At 72.5% G+C, this 15,643-nt stretch carries 17 protein-coding genes; 7 read left to right on the forward strand and 10 right to left on the reverse strand.

Annotation, left to right across the window (positions count from 1 at the left end):
* Positions 1-93 precede the first annotated feature (93 nt).
* Positions 94-510 (forward strand): ATP-binding protein, encoded by a 417-nt coding sequence (locus tag ACZ9QC_RS18365; protein WP_472921097.1) that lies wholly within the window; start codon positions 94-96, stop codon positions 508-510.
* Positions 511-754: 244 nt separating this feature from the next.
* Positions 755-967 carry a hypothetical protein gene (locus ACZ9QC_RS18370; protein WP_472921098.1) on the forward strand — a complete coding sequence of 71 codons (213 nt, stop codon included), beginning with the start codon at positions 755-757 and terminating at the stop codon, positions 965-967.
* A gap of 41 nt (positions 968-1,008) precedes the next feature.
* Here ACZ9QC_RS18370 and ACZ9QC_RS18375 read toward each other — a convergent pair whose 3' ends face one another.
* On the reverse strand, positions 1,009-1,347 hold the full coding sequence (locus ACZ9QC_RS18375; protein WP_472921099.1) for a hypothetical protein: 339 nt from the start codon (positions 1,345-1,347) through the stop codon (positions 1,009-1,011).
* A 92-nt stretch (positions 1,348-1,439) separates the two neighbouring features.
* On the opposite strand from ACZ9QC_RS18375, the gene ACZ9QC_RS18380 reads away from it, so the two are divergent.
* Entirely contained in the window at positions 1,440-1,913 is a 474-nt protein-coding gene (locus tag ACZ9QC_RS18380; protein ID WP_472921100.1) for a DNA-binding protein, read from the forward strand.
* A gap of 20 nt (positions 1,914-1,933) precedes the next feature.
* Here the strand turns inward: ACZ9QC_RS18380 and ACZ9QC_RS18385 are convergent, their stop codons facing one another.
* Both ACZ9QC_RS18385 and ACZ9QC_RS18390 read right to left on the reverse strand, forming a co-directional pair.
* A complete protein-coding gene (locus tag ACZ9QC_RS18385; protein ID WP_472921101.1) occupies positions 1,934-2,779 on the reverse strand; it encodes a MerR family transcriptional regulator in 846 nt (281 codons plus the stop codon).
* A gap of 211 nt (positions 2,780-2,990) precedes the next feature.
* On the reverse strand, positions 2,991-3,671 hold the full coding sequence (locus tag ACZ9QC_RS18390; protein ID WP_472921102.1) for a TetR/AcrR family transcriptional regulator: 681 nt from the start codon (positions 3,669-3,671) through the stop codon (positions 2,991-2,993).
* A gap of 109 nt (positions 3,672-3,780) precedes the next feature.
* On the opposite strand from ACZ9QC_RS18390, the gene ACZ9QC_RS18395 reads away from it, so the two are divergent.
* Positions 3,781-4,746, forward strand: a complete 966-nt coding sequence (locus ACZ9QC_RS18395; RefSeq protein WP_472921103.1) for an NAD(P)-dependent alcohol dehydrogenase — start codon at positions 3,781-3,783, stop codon at positions 4,744-4,746.
* A 35-nt stretch (positions 4,747-4,781) separates the two neighbouring features.
* Here the strand turns inward: ACZ9QC_RS18395 and ACZ9QC_RS18400 are convergent, their stop codons facing one another.
* Positions 4,782-5,291: a GbsR/MarR family transcriptional regulator gene (locus ACZ9QC_RS18400; RefSeq protein WP_472921104.1), complete on the reverse strand. Its 510-nt coding sequence runs from the start codon at positions 5,289-5,291 to the stop codon at positions 4,782-4,784.
* Positions 5,292-5,427: 136 nt separating this feature from the next.
* On the opposite strand from ACZ9QC_RS18400, the gene ACZ9QC_RS18405 reads away from it, so the two are divergent.
* The 3 genes from ACZ9QC_RS18405 to ACZ9QC_RS18415 all read left to right on the forward strand — a co-directional run bounded on the left by ACZ9QC_RS18405 (position 5,428) and on the right by ACZ9QC_RS18415 (position 8,376).
* A complete protein-coding gene (locus ACZ9QC_RS18405; protein WP_472921105.1) occupies positions 5,428-6,345 on the forward strand; it encodes an ABC transporter ATP-binding protein in 918 nt (305 codons plus the stop codon).
* Positions 6,342-7,985 (forward strand): ABC transporter permease, encoded by a 1,644-nt coding sequence (locus ACZ9QC_RS18410; protein WP_472921106.1) that lies wholly within the window; start codon positions 6,342-6,344, stop codon positions 7,983-7,985. The genes ACZ9QC_RS18405 and ACZ9QC_RS18410 overlap by 4 nt, the downstream gene beginning before the upstream one ends.
* A 148-nt stretch (positions 7,986-8,133) precedes the next feature.
* Positions 8,134-8,376 carry a hypothetical protein gene (locus tag ACZ9QC_RS18415; protein ID WP_472921107.1) on the forward strand — a complete coding sequence of 81 codons (243 nt, stop codon included), beginning with the start codon at positions 8,134-8,136 and terminating at the stop codon, positions 8,374-8,376.
* Positions 8,377-8,576: 200 nt separating this feature from the next.
* On the opposite strand, the gene ACZ9QC_RS18420 is transcribed toward ACZ9QC_RS18415, so the two are convergent.
* The 6 genes from ACZ9QC_RS18420 to ACZ9QC_RS18445 form a co-directional block, all read right to left on the reverse strand.
* A complete protein-coding gene (locus tag ACZ9QC_RS18420; RefSeq protein WP_472921108.1) occupies positions 8,577-9,818 on the reverse strand; it encodes a cytochrome P450 in 1,242 nt (413 codons plus the stop codon).
* A gap of 96 nt (positions 9,819-9,914) precedes the next feature.
* Positions 9,915-10,580, reverse strand: a complete 666-nt coding sequence (locus ACZ9QC_RS18425) for a response regulator transcription factor (RefSeq protein WP_184905547.1) — start codon at positions 10,578-10,580, stop codon at positions 9,915-9,917.
* On the reverse strand, positions 10,577-11,923 hold the full coding sequence (locus ACZ9QC_RS18430; RefSeq protein WP_472921109.1) for a sensor histidine kinase: 1,347 nt from the start codon (positions 11,921-11,923) through the stop codon (positions 10,577-10,579). The genes ACZ9QC_RS18425 and ACZ9QC_RS18430 overlap by 4 nt, the downstream gene beginning before the upstream one ends.
* Before the next feature lie 131 nt (positions 11,924-12,054).
* Positions 12,055-12,951 carry an alpha/beta hydrolase gene (locus ACZ9QC_RS18435; protein WP_472921110.1) on the reverse strand — a complete coding sequence of 299 codons (897 nt, stop codon included), beginning with the start codon at positions 12,949-12,951 and terminating at the stop codon, positions 12,055-12,057.
* 302 nt (positions 12,952-13,253) lie between these two features.
* Entirely contained in the window at positions 13,254-14,606 is a 1,353-nt protein-coding gene (locus ACZ9QC_RS18440) for a kynureninase (protein ID WP_472921111.1), read from the reverse strand.
* Positions 14,599-15,444, reverse strand: a complete 846-nt coding sequence (locus ACZ9QC_RS18445) for a tryptophan 2,3-dioxygenase family protein (protein ID WP_472921112.1) — start codon at positions 15,442-15,444, stop codon at positions 14,599-14,601. Before ACZ9QC_RS18445 ends, ACZ9QC_RS18440 begins: the two co-directional genes overlap by 8 nt.
* Positions 15,445-15,643 lie beyond the last annotated feature (199 nt).

The raw sequence follows: 15,643 nt of genomic DNA on the forward strand, positions 1-15,643 counted from the left end.
CTTGTTGCTAATCAGCAGGCCAACCATCTAGCCTCAGAGTGATCGCACCACTACTCGGCGCTACTTGCCTGCACGTCAGGGGGTTCATTCGCCATGCCCGCTCTCACCCCACGTCGCGACTCCTTCCGTATCCCCAAGCGCGTAAGACACGTCCCCGAAGCCCGCACCCACGTGCGGCGGATCCTCAAGGACTGGGCGCTCGACGGTGAACTCGCCGATGACGTCGCCACCGTGGCCACGGAACTCGTGACGAACGCGGTCCGGCACTGCCGGGTGACCCTCGCGGAGGTCGAGGTGGTGGTGTCGGTCCGGGGCTGCGGCGTACTGGTCGAGGTGTCGGATCCGGACAAGGGGAAGGTGCCGACACTGCGCGACGGGGACGCCGAACGGGACGGCGGCCGTGGACTCGTCCTGGTCGACGCGATCTCCGAACGGTGGGGCCATGAGGCGCGGCCCTTCACCAAGTGCGTGTGGGCGTACTTCGTGATCCCGGGGCGGGCAGTACGGTGAGCGCGGCGGTGCTGAGTCCGTACCGTGGGCGGTGGCGGCGCTGGGCGGCTCGCGCGGAACGGTATCGGGCCACGTACGGCCGGTGGTTGCCGTTCCCGACGCGCGAACCCTGTTGGGAGAGGCGTCCGATGAGAGCGGCGCCCGTGCGGGCCGTACTCATGGATGGACCGCACGCGGACGCAGCGGACGAGGGAGGCCTCGTGCGGGCGTATGTCACGGCGTACCTCGGGGAGGGACGTACGGCATGACCGACGGAACGACAGAACGAGCAGAGGGGTCCGCCCTGCCCTCCGACCCCGTCCTGGCCACGTTCAGCGAGTGGCTGGACCATGCCGTGGCCTGCGTGGACGCGTGCCGGCGGGACGGGGTCTCGTGCCTGCACTCGATGCGGCTGGCCAAACGTCACCGCGCGGCCAGGAAGGCGGCGGGGGCGGCGCGGCGGAACAGGCAGGACTGAGGCCGATGACGAGGTGGCTCCGGTACGCCGAAAGTCCGGAGCTAAACCGTCGGTGATGCCAGGGAAACCGTGATCACCAGCTGGGCCGGCAGCCCGGCCGCGCGCAGCCCGTCGGCGACCATCTCCACCAGCCACACGGCGATGTCCGGTGACCACTCACGGGTACGGCAGCCGAACCGGGCCACCTCACGCATCCCCTGGGTGTGCAGGACCCGGTCGAGGTCGAGTTCCAGTCCCGGCGGGCGGCCTTCCAGCAGGGAAGCATCCGCCGCGGAGACGTCCGTCACGGACTCCTGCGCCATGTCCCGCACCGCGTCGCGCACGGCCACGACGTCGTCCTCGGTCATCGCGCACTCGGCGGGGCGGCCGGAGACGGTCACCACCACCTCGTGCCGGGCGTCGGGACCTCGAAGCCCCAGGCTCGAAGCAATAAGACGTTGACAACATGTTGTTTGTCTCCGACGCTGACCGTATGACACCGCCGAACCCTCCACAACCGCCCTCCGACACCACCGACCCCGCAGGCCCCACAGCCCCGTTCACGCCACCGAGCGCGGACGAGGCGCGGGCGCAGCGGGTCCCCGCGTCCCTGTTCCGGATCGCGGAGCGCCACGCGGCCACGGACGAGCAGCGGCGCCGCCAGACCCATCCGCATGTGCTCGGGCCCCACGAGGCGGTCCGGCTGGTGTCGTTCCTGCTCAGCGGCGCCGCGCTCCTCGGCGACGGGGAGGACGAGGTCGACCGCGCGGACATCACCGCTGCCCTCACCCTCCTCCCTCTCGCCCGCGGCGAGATGGACGAACTGGAGGTCGGCCTGCTGGAGATGGCCCGGGGCAGGGGCATGACCTGGCCCGAGATCGCCTTCGGCCTGGGGCTCCAGACCCCCCAGGCGGCAAGGCAGCGCTACGAGCGCCTGGCGAGCCGTACGGAGAGGTCAGAATCCTGACGCACTGCCCACACCAGCGATCAGCTGTCGGCAGAGAGGTCCCCGTAAAGGAGCCGGCCCGTGAGTTCGATGCACCGCGTCCGGGCCGCGGAGAAGCCATAGGGCATCTTGGTGATCGCTTCGACGGCACTCATCCCGGTGTCCTCCTCGTCGCCCGTCAGGTCGGCGTCGTAGATCTCGAAGAGATTCTCATCGGCCTCGTCCAGTCCGGCCGCCGCCATGGCCTGTTCCATGGCCTTGTGGTGGGCGCAGTGCTGCGCGGCGAGTTCCTCGACCCGCGGGTCGAGAGGGTCGACGGTGTCATCGAGGGCGGCGTCGGCCGCGTCGAGGCGGTCCGCCTCGGCCCGTAGGCCGGGATGGGTGGCCAGGATGATGAAAACACTGGCCTGAATGGCGGCTCCCAGCGGCCCGAAGATCCGTTCCGTGACCAGCAGGGTGTCCAGGTCGGAGGGGCGCACTGCGCCAGGGGGCAGGTGACTGAGCCGGTCCGTGACCAACGGGGAGAGCAGGCCCAGTGGGCTGCCCACGGCTCGCAGGCGCTGGACTGCCGCGCGCTGACGCTTGATGTCGGCCTCCTGGGCGGCCAGGGTCTCCTCCAGTCGCCCCAGGACGTCCTCGACGTCCCGGGATTCGTCGAAAGCGGCCCGCATGTCGTCCAGGCTGATGCCGGCCTCGGACATCTTGCGGATCCACAGCAGGCGGATCATGTCGTCGTAGCCGTAGCGGCGGCGCCCGTCTCCGCCTCGCTCGGGCTCCGGCAGCAGACCGATCTGGTGGTAGTGACGAATGGCGCGCGGGGTGGTTCCGGCGAAGGCGGCGGCATCGCCGATCTTGACCTCGCGGGGAATCGTGACGGTGGGGTACATCGCAGACAGGGCCTTTCGTGCTGTGGTGCCCTCGACGACACCACATGCCGCTACGGCATGTGCAACCGCCCACCGCCCGGACCCTGACGGGCTGTCGGGCGGTCCCTCGCCATCGGTCCCGTCCCACCAGGACAGGCCCGGAAGGGGTGGGGAGATCCAGCCCCGGCACGGCCGCCTGAAGAGCGGGCCACGCGGCAGGCGCCGCTTCGTATCAGGCTCTGGTGGGTTGCTGTCCCTGGGAGCCGTCGGCCGCGAGCGGAAGACTGCACAGCGACAGCGCGCTCGGCGCCGGCAGCGCTCCGTGGGCCGCCTCGGCGCGGAACGACTGGAGCAAGTAGGCCACCAGGCGCCGGGACGCCGCACGGTCACCCGGCAGTGCGGTGACCAGACCGCAGTGGGACAACAGGGCCACGGCAAGGTCGGAGGGGTGGAAGTCCGCCCGCAGGGCGCCCGCGGCCTGCGCCCTGCGGACCAGGGTCATGAGGTCCCGCTCCGCCTGCTCCCGTACACGCGCGTGTTCTCGCGTGCTGTCCGGGAAGGCCGCGACGAACGCGGCCGGGAAGCCCCGTTCCTCCCGCTGCAGTTCGCAGACCGTCTCGAACAGCCGCTGGAAGCCCTGCCACGGATCGGGATCGGCCAGCGCGTCGGTGAGCGCCCGGGCACAGGTGTCCATCTGGTGCGCGAACGTGGCCCTCACCAGGGCGTCCCGCGTCGGGAAACGCCGGTACAGCGTCGCCACGCCGACCCCCGCTCGCCGGGCCACGGTCGCCATGGGTGCGTCGATGCCGTGCTCGGCGAAAACCAGGCGGGCAGCCGAGAGGATGCGCCGCCGGTTGCGCCGGGCGTCCGCCCGCAGACTGTCCTGCCCCGCGATCCGAGAGGATTCCCCCACCGTTGTCTCTCACCTCCGGTCAACTGGACGATCCCGTCCGCTTGTCAGCCTACGCTCGGCGCCACGATCCCCCGCAAGGCCACTGACAGCGAAGGTGAGAACGCAGGCGATGGACGACCGCACGATGAGAGCCGTACTGTTCGACCGCTTCGGCGGCCCCGAGGTGCTGTATGTGGGCCGGGTGCCACGCCCCGGACCGGCACCCGGCGAGGTCCTCGTGCGTGTGCACGCGTTCAGCGTGAACGGCGGCGAACTGGCCGCCCGTTCCGGTCGGGTCCGCTTCGTCACCGGCCGGAAGTTCCCGCAGCGCATCGGGCTGGACTTCACCGGCGAGATCGCCGCACTCGGCACCGGCGCGACCGGCGTGGCGGTCGGCGACCGGGTGTGGGGCGTCCTGGGCCGCACCTCCGGGTTCGGCAGCGCCGCCGAGTACGTGACCGTACGGCCCGAGCGGCTCGGCCGGGTCCCGGACGGGCTGGACCTCGTGGCCGCCGCCGCACTGCCGGTGGCCACCACGGCCGTCACGGCTCTGCGCGACAAGGCCGCACTCAGCCCCGGCGAACGGCTGCTCGTACGGGGCGCGGCGGGCGGCGTCGGCAACGCCGCCGTCCAGCTCGGAAAGGCGTACGGCGCCGAGGTCACGGCGCTGGCCCGCGCCGCCAACCTCGACTTCGTCCGTACGCTCGGTGCCCACCGTGCCGCCGACCACCGGACCGTGTCCCCAGCGGAACTGGGACTGTTCGACGTGGTCCTCGACACGGCGGGCACCGACCTGCGTACCGTACGGCGGTTGCTGAAGCCCGGCGGACGCATGGTCACCATCGCCTTCGACCTGACGCGGCCCGCCGCATCGCTGGGCTACATCGCGGTCAGCGCCGTCCACGGACGCGGCCGGGTGCGCTTCTTCAGCGGCAACCCCGGACGCGCGCTCTTCGACGATCTCGCCCGCCAGGTGACGGAGGGAAAGCTGCGGCCGGCGGTGGACACGGTCTTCCCGCTGGAGGAGACAGCGTCGGCACACCGGGCGCTGGAGGCGGGCGGGGTGCGGGGCAAGTACGTGGTCAGGGTCCACTAGGGCAGGCCCTGCGGAGAGGGGCGGCGGGGCGCCGGTCAGTCCCGGCCGAAGAGTTCGTCGCGGTGGGTGCGCCAGCGGTCCATCATCGACTCGACCTCGGTCTCGAGGAACTCGAAGAAGGCGAGGGTCTCGGAGAGCCGGCGGCCCGCCGGGCTGTCCGCGCCCAGGCTGGCGACGCCCTCGCGCAGCGCCTCCTCCCACCGTTTGATGATGGCCTCGCGGTTGGTGAGGGCCTCGTACCACTGTTCGCTGTGGACGCGGTAGCGCTCACGGCGCGACCCGGGCTCGCGTTCCCGTGAGACCAGGTGCACCTGGGCGAGATAGCGCACCGCTCCCGAGACGGCGGCGGGGCTGATCCGCAACTGCTCACCCAGCTCGACCGAGGTCAGCGCGCCGGTGTCGGAGGCCAGGAGCGCGGCGAAGACGCGGGCCGGCATACGCGCCATCCCGGCCTCGACGAGCTGCGCCGCGAAGTGCTCGACGAAACGGGAGACCGACTCCGGGTCCCGCTCCGGAACAGCCGCCTCGGCCCTCGACTCCACCATCCCTCGATCATCTCCCCTGGTCAGAGACCGCGCGCACGGCTCAGGCACCCTCTCCCGACGCCCTCGGCCAGCCTACCGGCGGTTTATACGTTTCCTTAACTTCACAAATTTCTGAAGTAAGCGTACGTTCTGAAGCATGACGACGGCCAACCCCGCCCTAGAGGTGTCCGGACTCCACAAGTCCTTCGGACGCACCCACGCCCTGGCCGGCCTCGACCTGACCGTCGAGACCGGCGAGGTCCACGGCTTCCTCGGCCCCAACGGCTCCGGGAAGTCCACCACCATCCGCGTCCTGCTCGGCCTGCTGCGCGCCGACTCGGGCGCCGCGCGGGTGCTGGGCCGCGACCCGTGGTCGGACGCGGTGGAGGTGCACCGCCGGATCGCGTACGTGCCGGGTGACGTGACCCTCTGGCGCAACCTGTCCGGCGGCGAGGTCATCGACCTCTACGGACGGCTCCGGGGCGGACTGGACTCCCGGCGCCGGACCGATCTCGTCGAACGGTTCGAACTCGACCCCACGAAGAAGGGCCGTACGTACTCCAAGGGCAACCGCCAGAAGGTCGCCCTCGTCGCCGCCTTCGCCTCCGACGTCGACCTCCTCATCCTGGACGAGCCGACCTCGGGCCTGGACCCGCTGATGGAGGAGGTCTTCCAGCGCTGTGTCCGCGAGGAGCGCGACCGGGGCCGTACGGTCCTGCTGTCCTCCCACATCCTCAGCGAGGTCGAGGAGTTGTGCGACCGGGTGAGCATCATCCGCAAGGGCGTCACCGTCGAGAGCGGTTCCCTCGCCGACCTGCGCCATCTGACCCGGACCACCGTCACCGCCGAACTGGCGTCCCCTCCCAACGGCTTGGCCCACCTCCCCGGCGTCCACGACCTCGACGTGCAGGGCAACCGCGTCCGCCTCCAGGTCGACACCGCCGAACTCAACGCCGTCCTGCGCTCCCTGACCGAGTCCGGCGTACGGTCCCTGACCTCGACGCCGCCGACGCTGGAGGAGCTGTTCCTGCGGCACTACCAGGCGGAACAGGCGGAAGAGGTGGCCGCGCGATGACCACCACCGCCGGCAGCTCGGGCGACACCGACACCGGTCTCGCGGGATCACCCGCCGTACGGTCCGGCGGGAGCCGTCAACTGGCCGGTACGGGGACCCTGTTGCGGTTCGCCCTGCGCCGTGACCGCGTGATGGTGCCGGTCTGGGTCGGGGTGACGGGGCTCATGGTCGTCTCCATGCCGAACAGCCTCGACGCCCTGTACGGCACCGCCACCGAACGCGCCGACCTCATGCGCCAGTTGACCACCAACTCCTCGCTGCGCGCCCTGGTCGGCCCGGTCTTCGACGACTCCCTCGGCGCCCTGACCGCCTGGCGCGTCGGCGTCTACGCCGGTCTCCTCGCCGCCGTCATGAGCCTCCTCGTCGTCATCCGCCACACCCGCGACGAGGAGGAGAGCGGCCGCCAGGAGCTGATCGCCTCGGGCACGGTCGGCCGCCGGGCCTCGCTGACCGCCGCCCTGCTCACGGCCGCCGTCGCCAACGGCGGGCTCGCGCTGCTGGTCACGCTGGGGCTGGCGGGGCACGGCGCGGCCGGCGCGCTGGCCTTCGGGCTGGGGATCGCGGGTGTCGGGATGGTGTTCGCGACGATGGCGGCGGTCGTGGCGCAGCTGACGGAGAGCGCGCGGCTGGCGCGGGGGCTGACGGCCGGTGCGCTGGGCGCGGCGTTCGTGCTGCGGGCGGCGGGCGATGCTTCCGAGAACGAAGGTTCGTCTTTCTTGACGTGGGTGTCGCCGTTGGGGTGGCTCGAAAACGAGCGTTCGTTCGCGGACGAGCGGTGGTGGGTGCTGCTGCTGTTCGTCGCGGCGGCAGTGGTCCAGGGCGTGGTGGCGTACGAGCTCGCCGGGCGCCGCGACGTCGGCATGAGCTTCCTGCCGACCCGGCCGGGACCGGCGACCGGCCGGCTGGGGACGGCCGGGGCGCTGGCCTGGCGGCTTCAGCGCGGCAGCGTCCTCGGCTGGAGCATCGGCTTCTTCCTCGCCGGGCTCGTCTACGGCGGCCTGACCGAGGGCACCGCCGAATTCGTCGGCGACAACGAGAACGCCCGCGAGATCTTCGAACGCATGGGCGGGCAGTCCTTGCTGACCAACGCGTTCCTGGCGTCGATGATCGGCATGCTCGGGCTGGTCGCGGCCCTGTACATCGTCGGCGCGGTGCTCCGGCTGCACGGCGAGGAGACCTCCGGGCGCGCCGAGCCGCTTCTCGCGAACCGGCTGAGCCGGCTGCGCTGGGCCGCCGGGCATCTGGTGATCGCCTTCGGCGGAACCGTCTGGATCATGGTCCTCGCCGGTCTCGGCTTCGCCCTCGGCTACGGCAAGGAGGCCGGTCCGATCCTGGGCGCGTGTCTCGTCCAGGTCGCCGGGGTCTGGGTGATCGGCGGTGCCGCCGTGCTGCTCCACGGGCTCACCCCCCGGGCGGCGCCCGCGGTCTGGGGCCTCGCCGGCGCCGTCCTCCTCATCGGCTGGATCGGCCCCGCCCTCAACGCCCCCCAGGCCGTCCTCGACCTCTCCCCCTTCGGCCACCTCCCGAAGCTGCCGGGCGGCACGATGGACTGGACGCCGGTACTGACCCTGACCGGGATCGCGGTGGTCCTGGTGGCCGGCGGTCTGGCGGGGCTGCGGCGACGGGATGTGGGCGGCTGAGGGGACGTAGACCACGGCGGGCAGGACCACGGCGGGCGGAAACGACGGCGGGCAGGCCGACGGCAGGCAGGGTCGGGCGAGGGGGCCGGGGTTGGATCGGCAGAGTGTTTCCGGGTGCGGTGGGTGTGCCCTGTCGGGGGTGGGCGCGGTGGTCGCGACGCTCGTCCGGGGGACCTCGGAACGGACCCGGCGCCATCTGGGGGGCGGCTTCGAGGGCGAGGGCACGGACTACACCGTCCTCGCCACCGAACTCCCCCTCGTCGCCCTGGCCGGAGCCGCCCTCCCTGCCGCCGTCTGCCTGGCGATCGCCCTCCTGCCGGCCCGCCGACGAAGGTCGAGGGCCGGGACGGGCACACGTCGGAGCCGGGGCCAGGAGAGCGGGCGGGAGTAGGGCCCGGGCCGGGGCCGGAGGCACAGCCGAGCGAGAGGCAAGCACCGAGGCCGGAGCCCGGGTCGGGACCGGGGGCAGACCCGGTGCCAAGGCCAAGGCCCGGGTCGGGGCCGGGGGCAGACCCGGTGCCAAGGCCAGGGCCCAGGTCGGGGCCAAGGCCCGGCCCCAGGTCGGGGCCGAGGTCGGGCGCCGCCGGACCCTCAGATCTCGACCGCCAGGCCGTCCAGGCCCCGGATCACGAAGTTCGGCTTGCGGGTCGGCTCGGTGGCGAGGGCGAGGGTCGGGGCCTGCTCCAGGAGCGCCGTCATCGAGGCCGCCAGTTCGATACGGGCGAGGGGCGCGCCGATGCAGTAGTGGATGCCCGCGCTGAAGGAGATGTGCGGGTTCTCCCGGCGGGTGAGGTCCAGCTTCTCCGGGTCGGCGAACACGGCCGGGTCGTGGTTCGCCGAGCCGAACAGCAGCGCGATCTCCGCGCCCCGGGGGACCGTCGTCCCGTCGATCTCGATGTCGTCCAGCACCCAGCGCTCGAACAGCTGCAGCGGGGTGTCGTACCGCATCAGCTCCTCGACCGCCGCCGGCACCAGCGAGTGGTCCGCGCGCAGGGCCGCCAGCTGGTCCGGGTTGCGGAACAGCGCCCACCAGCCGTTGACCGTGGCGTTCACCGTGGCCTCGTGGCCCGCGTTCAGCAGGAGCACACAGGTCGAGATCATCTCCTGCTCGGTGAGCCGGTCGCCCTCGTCGTACGCGGCGATCAGGCCCGAGATCAGGTCCTCGCCCGGCTCCGCCCTGCGGTGCGCGATCAGGTCCCGCAAGTACTCCGAGAACTCCACCGACGCGCGCACCGCCCGCTTCGCCGTCTCCTCCGACGGGCTCAGCTCGTACATCCCGCAGATGTCCGCCGACCAGGGCCGCAGCTGCGCCCGGTCCGACTCGGGGATGCCCAGCATCTCGGCGATCACCGCCACCGGCAACGGCTCCGCGACGTCCGTCAGCAGGTCGCCGCCGCCGGCCTCCACCAGCGCGGCCACCAGCTCACCGGCCAGCTCCCGCACGTACGGCTTCAGCTGCTCCACCGTGCGCGGGGTGAACGCCTTCGAGACCAGCCGCCGGATCCGGGTGTGGTCCGGGGGCTCCAGGTCGAGCATCCCGTGGTCGTTCAGGGTGTGGAACGGCTCGTGCTCCGCCGGCGGGGCGGTGCGGCCGAAGTCCTCGTGCGTGAACCGGTGCTGGTACGTCCGCCCGAGCCGCCGGTCCCGCAGCAACGCCGAGACGTCCGCGTGGTGCGGGACGAGCCACTGGTTCGTGGGCTCGAAGTACCGCACCCGGCCCCGGGCCCGCAGCTCCGCGTACGCCGGGTACGGGTCGGCCACGAAGTCGGGGTCCCACGGGTCGAAGCCGAGGTCGAAGGCGGGGGCGGAAGCGGGGTCGGAAGCAGGTGCCATGACCGGACGCTAACCCGCGAGCGGTGCCGATGAACAGGGGGAACCCGCGCGTGACCTCGCCGAAGCCGCCCCCGGAGTCCGGTCGGCCGTAGTCCGTCAGCCGGGCGTGACCAGCCGGGCCTCGTAGGCGAACACCGCCGCCTGGGTCCGGTCGCGCAGGCCCAGCTTGACCAGGATCCGGCTCACATGGGTCTTGATCGTGGACTCGGCGACCACCAGGCGCTCCGCGATCTCCGAGTTCGACAGGCCCTGGGCGATCAGGACCAGGACCTCGGTCTCCCGGTCGGTGAGCTCGCCGTACGCCAGCTGGGTGGCCGCCGAGGGGCGGGGGGCCTGGGCCAGCTTGGAGAACTCCGTGATCAGCCGCTTGGTGACGGACGGCGCGAGAAGTGCCTCCCCGGAGGCCACCACCCGCACCCCGTCGGCCAGTTGGCGGGCCGAGGCGTCCTTGAGGAGGAACCCGGAGGCCCCCGCGCGCAGCGCCTGGTACACGTACTCGTCCAGGTCGAACGTCGTCAGCACCAGGACCTTCGCCCCGCCGTCCGACGCGACGATCTCCCGGGTGGCCTCGATGCCGTTCAGCTCGGGCATCCGGATGTCCATCAGGACGACGTCCGGCGACAGCTCCCGGACCCGGTCGACGGCGTCCCGGCCGTTCACCGCCTCACCGACCACCTCGATGTCCGGCATCGCGCCGAGCAGCACGGAGAAGCCCTCGCGGACCATCATCTGGTCGTCGGCGATCAGCACGCGGATCGTCATGCGTCGGCCTCGCTCGCGCTCGGAACGGGCAGGAACACCGTCACCTCGTAGCCTCCGTCCGCCGTCTCGTTCGCCGTCATCTCGCCGTTCAGCATGGTGACGCGCTCCCGCATGCCGGTGAGGCCGTGGCCCGTGCCGTGGGTGGACTTCACCAGGTTCACCTCCGGGGACGGGCCGTTGACCACGCGCAGCCCGAGGCCGCCCAGGACGTAGCCGATCTCCACGCGGGCCGTCGCCCCGGGTGCGTGCCGCAGGGTGTTGCTGAGGGCCTCCTGCACGATCCGGTACGCCGACAGCTCCACGCCCTGCGGGAGCTCGCGGACCGCTCCGGTGACCGCCTTGTCGACCGTGAGGCCGGCCTCGCGCACATTGGCGAGCAGGCCGTCGAGGTCGGCGAGGGTGGGCTGCGGGGCGTCCGGGGCCTCGTAGTCCTCGGCGCGGACCACCCCGAGGACGCGGCGCAGCTCGGTGAGCGCGGCCACCGCGTTCTCCCGGATCGTGGCGAAGGCCTGCTCCAGCTCCGGCGGCGGGTTCTCCACGCGGTAGGGCGCGGCCTCGGCCTGGATGGCGACCACCGACATGTGGTGGGCGACCACGTCGTGCAGCTCGCGGGCGATCGTGGTGCGCTCCTCCAGGAGGGTGCGCCGGGAACGCTCGTGCTCGGTCACCGTCTGCTGGGCGGTGACCTCCCGCTGGGCCGTGCGGCGGATGGTCAGCGCGGAGACGGCCAGCAGGGACATCGCGGAGATGACGAGCAGGGGGCCCGTGTTCGACGCGTAGTGACCGCCGCCGATGGTGCTCTCCACGCACATCCCGTACGCCGCGGTCAGCCCCCACATCCAGGCGGCTGTGCGCGGCCGGCTGCGCAGGGCCACCACGGTCATCACCACGAGGTGGGTGGCGAAACTGCCGGCCGTCCACGGCCAGTCGTCCCACATGTCGCTGGACACCGAGGTCAGCGGGGTGGCGATCATGGACGCCCAGAAGGCGGCCACGGGCCGGACCATGGTCAGCAGGACCGGGATCAGGGCGAAGGCCGCCGCGATCACGGCGGCGAAGCCGTCGCCGTCCGTGGCGGAAGCGGCGATGATCATCGAGAGCAGGCCCGCCGTCACCACCACCGCGTGCGGGGCCCAGGCCACGTAATCACGGAGGCGGCCGGAGAGCCTGCTGGTGAACAGGCCGTCCATCTTCATGCGCGGCATCGGCCGGTAGGCGAACGCGTCGTGGAACAGGTCCTGCCGCAGCCTGCGCCACGCGTCCCTCACCACCCGGAACTCCGGGCTGCTCAGCCTGCCCCCGCCGCGCGAGGGCATCGTCTGCGTCTGGGTCGTCTCGGTCACGTGGAAAACGGTAGGCGGAGGGCGGGTGCGCCGTCGTCACCAGTGAGGAGGGTCTGTCCGGGTCCGTCTCAGGTACTACGGGTCGAGTGCGGGGCGGGGCCGGGAACCCGCAGGGGGCTCGGCGCCGTCGCTCACCAGGCCAGCTGGGCGATCTCCTCCACCACCACCGCGCAGGCGTCCGCCGCCGGGTCGATGAGGGGGAAGTGGCCCACCTCCTCCAGCAGGGTCAGGCCCACGACCTCCCCCGCCTTGGCCGCGGCGTCGGCGTACGCCTCGGCGACGGCCTGGGGGACGACGATGTCCGCGCGGCCCTGCACGAGGGTGGTGGCGATGCCGGTCGGGAGGAGGAGGGCCGGGTCGGCGTAGGGGCGCCGGTCCGTGAACTTGTCCTGGCCGCCGAGGAGTTGGGTGGCCGCCCCGCCGCAGACGTCGAGCTTCTCGGCCACGGCGAAGTCGGCGATCGGGGCGAGGGCCACCACGCCGCGCAGGGGGGCCGGGCGGGGGCTGCGCCACGGGGTGTCGGGCGGCAGTACGTGGCGGGCGGCGGCCCACAGGGCGAGGTGACCGCCCGCGGAGTGGCCGGTGAGGACCGTGCGGCGGGGGTCGGCCTGGGGCAGGGCCGCGCGCGCGAGGTCCGGGAGGGCGTCGAGGGCGGCGGCGGTGTCGTCGAACGTCTCCGGCCAGCGGCCCGCGACCGGCGCGGGGGTGCCGGTGGGGCCGGTCTGGGCCGGGAGTGAACTGCCCCTGCGGTACTCGACGTTGGCCACGGCGAAGCCGTGGCGGGCGAGGAAGTCCGCGAACGGGGTGATGTGGTGACGGTCGTACGGGGCGCGCCAGGCGCCGCCGTGCAGAACCACGACGAGGGGGGCGGTGGCCGAGGCCGCGACCGTGCCCCGGGGGGCGTAGAAGTCGATCACCTGGTCGGGGTGGTCGCCGTAGGGGGCGGTCGCGTCGGGGGTGACCGGGGGGTGCGAGAAGGCGGATGCCTCTTCGGCGGCATCGCGGGCTGCGGCGTCGTCGTCCGGCATGCGGCAACCTCTCGGGGGAACGGATTTGGAAGGGTTTGGGTGGGCGGGTACCGGGGAAAGGGGCGCCCGCCGTTGGCGGGGACGGTATCAGGCGGGTGACGTGCGCGGACACGGGGATGTGACGGGGGGTCAGGAGGGGTGGGGCTGGGCGGGGGTGGGTTGCGCTGACCGGCGCTTGCAGGGTGCCGCCTGCGCCCACCCTCCCCCACTCTCGGCTTCGCTCGAGCGGGAGGTGCCCCCATCGCCCCAGCGGCACGACTGCCCGCAGCTGTAGTCGCCCCGCCCCCGCCCCGCCCCGCGCGCTACCCCGCCCCCTCCAGCGTCTCCGCCAACACCCGTGCCGCTCGTTCCGCGTCCGTGAAGCTGACGTACAGCGGGGTGAAGCCGAAGCGGAGGACGTCGGGGTGGCGGAAGTCGCCTATGACTCCGCGGGCGATGAGGCGCTTCATGATGTCGCCGGCATCGTCACAGCGCAGGGCGACCTGGCTGCCGCGTTCCGCGTGGGCGGTCGGCGTGAGGCACTCCACGCGGCCCTCCGGGACGTACGCCGACACGCAGCGCAGGAAGAAGTCCGTCAGGGCGAGGGACTTGGCGCGGACCGCCTCGATCATCGCCCCGGCCTCCTGCGCCGGGCCCAGGCCCTTCCCGTCGCCGTGCTCCTTCCCGTCGACCCAGCCGTACCAGACGTCCAGTGCCGCCTCCAGGGCCAGCATGGACAGGATGTCGGGCGTGCCGACCCGGCCCCGCACCGCGCCCGGCGCGGGCTCGTAGGCCGGGCGCATGGCGAAGGGGGCGGCGTGGGAGGTCCAGCCCGGCAGGGGCGAGTCGAAGCGGGGCTGGAGGTCGCGGCGGACGTAGAGGTAGGCCGGTGAGCCGGGGCCGCCGTTGAGGTACTTGTAGGTGCAGCCGACCGCCAGGTCGACCCCGTGCGCGTCGAGGCCGACGGGGAGGGCGCCCGCGCTGTGGCAGAGGTCCCAGACGGCGTAGGCACCGGCCTCGTGGATCGCCGCCGTCAGCCCCGGGAGGTCGTGGAGGCGGCCCGTGCGGTAGTCGACGTGGTTGAGGAGGACGGCGGCCGTACGGTCGCTCAGGGCGGCCGGGACCTCCGCCGGGGTCACCGGGCGGAGCGTGCGGCCGGTCATCCGGGCCGCGGACTCGGCCAGGTAGCCGTCCGTGGGGAAGGTCGTCGCGTCGACGAGGATCTCGTCCCGACGCCCGACACCACCCCCACCGGTCCCACCGGTCCCACCGGTCCCACCGGTCGCGCCCTCCCGCGCGGCCTCGTCCTCGTCCTCATCGGCCATCCGGACCGCCGCCACGACCGCCTTGAAGACGTTCACGCTCGTGGAGTCGCCGACCACGATCTGCCCGGGGGCCGCGCCCACCAGCGGAGCGATACGGTCGCCGATGCGTTCGGGCGCGGTCCACCAGCCGCTCTCGTCCCAGGAACGGATGCGCAGCTCGCCCCACTCGCGGTACAGGACGTCCGCGAGCCGGCCGGGGACCGCGACCGGCAGCGCGCCGAGCGAGTTGCCGTCGAGGTACACCGCGTCGTCGAGGACGAAGCGGGTGCGCAGGCAGGCCAGCTCGTCGGCCTTGTCCAACTCCCTTGCCAGGGAGGCCAGTTCAGCGCTGAGCGCGGTCGGTTCAGACATGGGAGCGCGCCGTCCAGAGCTCGGGGAAGACGTTCTTGCGGGCGCGCTTCTCCAGCCAGGCCACACCGGCGGAGCCGCCCGTGCCGGCCTTGGAGCCCATCGCGCGGCGCGTGGCGACTAGGTGGTCGTTGCGCCAGCGCCACACCAGCTCGGCGACATCGGTCAACGCCTCGCCGAGGCGGGCGAGCTCGTGGTCCGGGTCGCCGGAGTACAGCGCGGTCCACACCTCCTCGACCTCGGGGGACGGCTCGTAGCGCTGGGAGACGTCACGGCTCAGGACGGACTCGGGGATCGCGTGGCCGCGCCGGGCCAGGAGCCGCAGGACCTCGTCGTAGAGGCTCGGCTCGTGCAGCGCCTTCTCCAATTCGGCGTGGACGCGGGGGGCGCCCCGGTGCGGGACGAGCATGGAGGCGGACTTCTCGCCGAGCAGGAACTCCATCCGGCGGTACATCGCCGACTGGAAGCCGGAGCCCTCGCCGAGGGCGGCGCGGTAGGAGTTGAACTGGGCGGGGGTGAGCTGGGCGAGCGGGCGCCAGGAGGCGTTCAGGGCCTCCAGTTCGCGCACGGAACGCTTCAGCGCGTCCCTGGCCCTCGCCACGTCGTCGCCCCGGATCGCGGTGGTCGCGGTCTCCCATTCGTGGACGATGACCGTGAACCACAGCTCCATCACCTGGGTCGTCACCAGGAACACCATCTCGCCGGGGTCGTCGGAGAGGGGGTGCTGGAGGTGGGTGAGGACGTCCGCCTGGACGTAGTCCTCGTACGGGGTCGTGCCCTGGAAGTCGAGATGCGGGGTCTCGGGCTCCGAAGCCTCGTGGGGCTGAGCCTGCTGGGACATCGCTGTCTCCTGTTGTGTACTCCGGGTAGCGGTCCGCCCCTGCCGAATTCCGACACGGGGGCCCCGGTCCCCACCGGCATGGTCGGCGATACCACCCCCGCACCGCAAGGTCCGCCTGGTCACACCAGGCGGACCTTGGCGAACGCCCCTCCGGCCGGCTCAGCGAGCGATCGGCGCCCGCTCGCCCCAGTGACCGATC

It is taken from the genome of Streptomyces sp. HUAS MS02 (assembly GCF_055702265.1).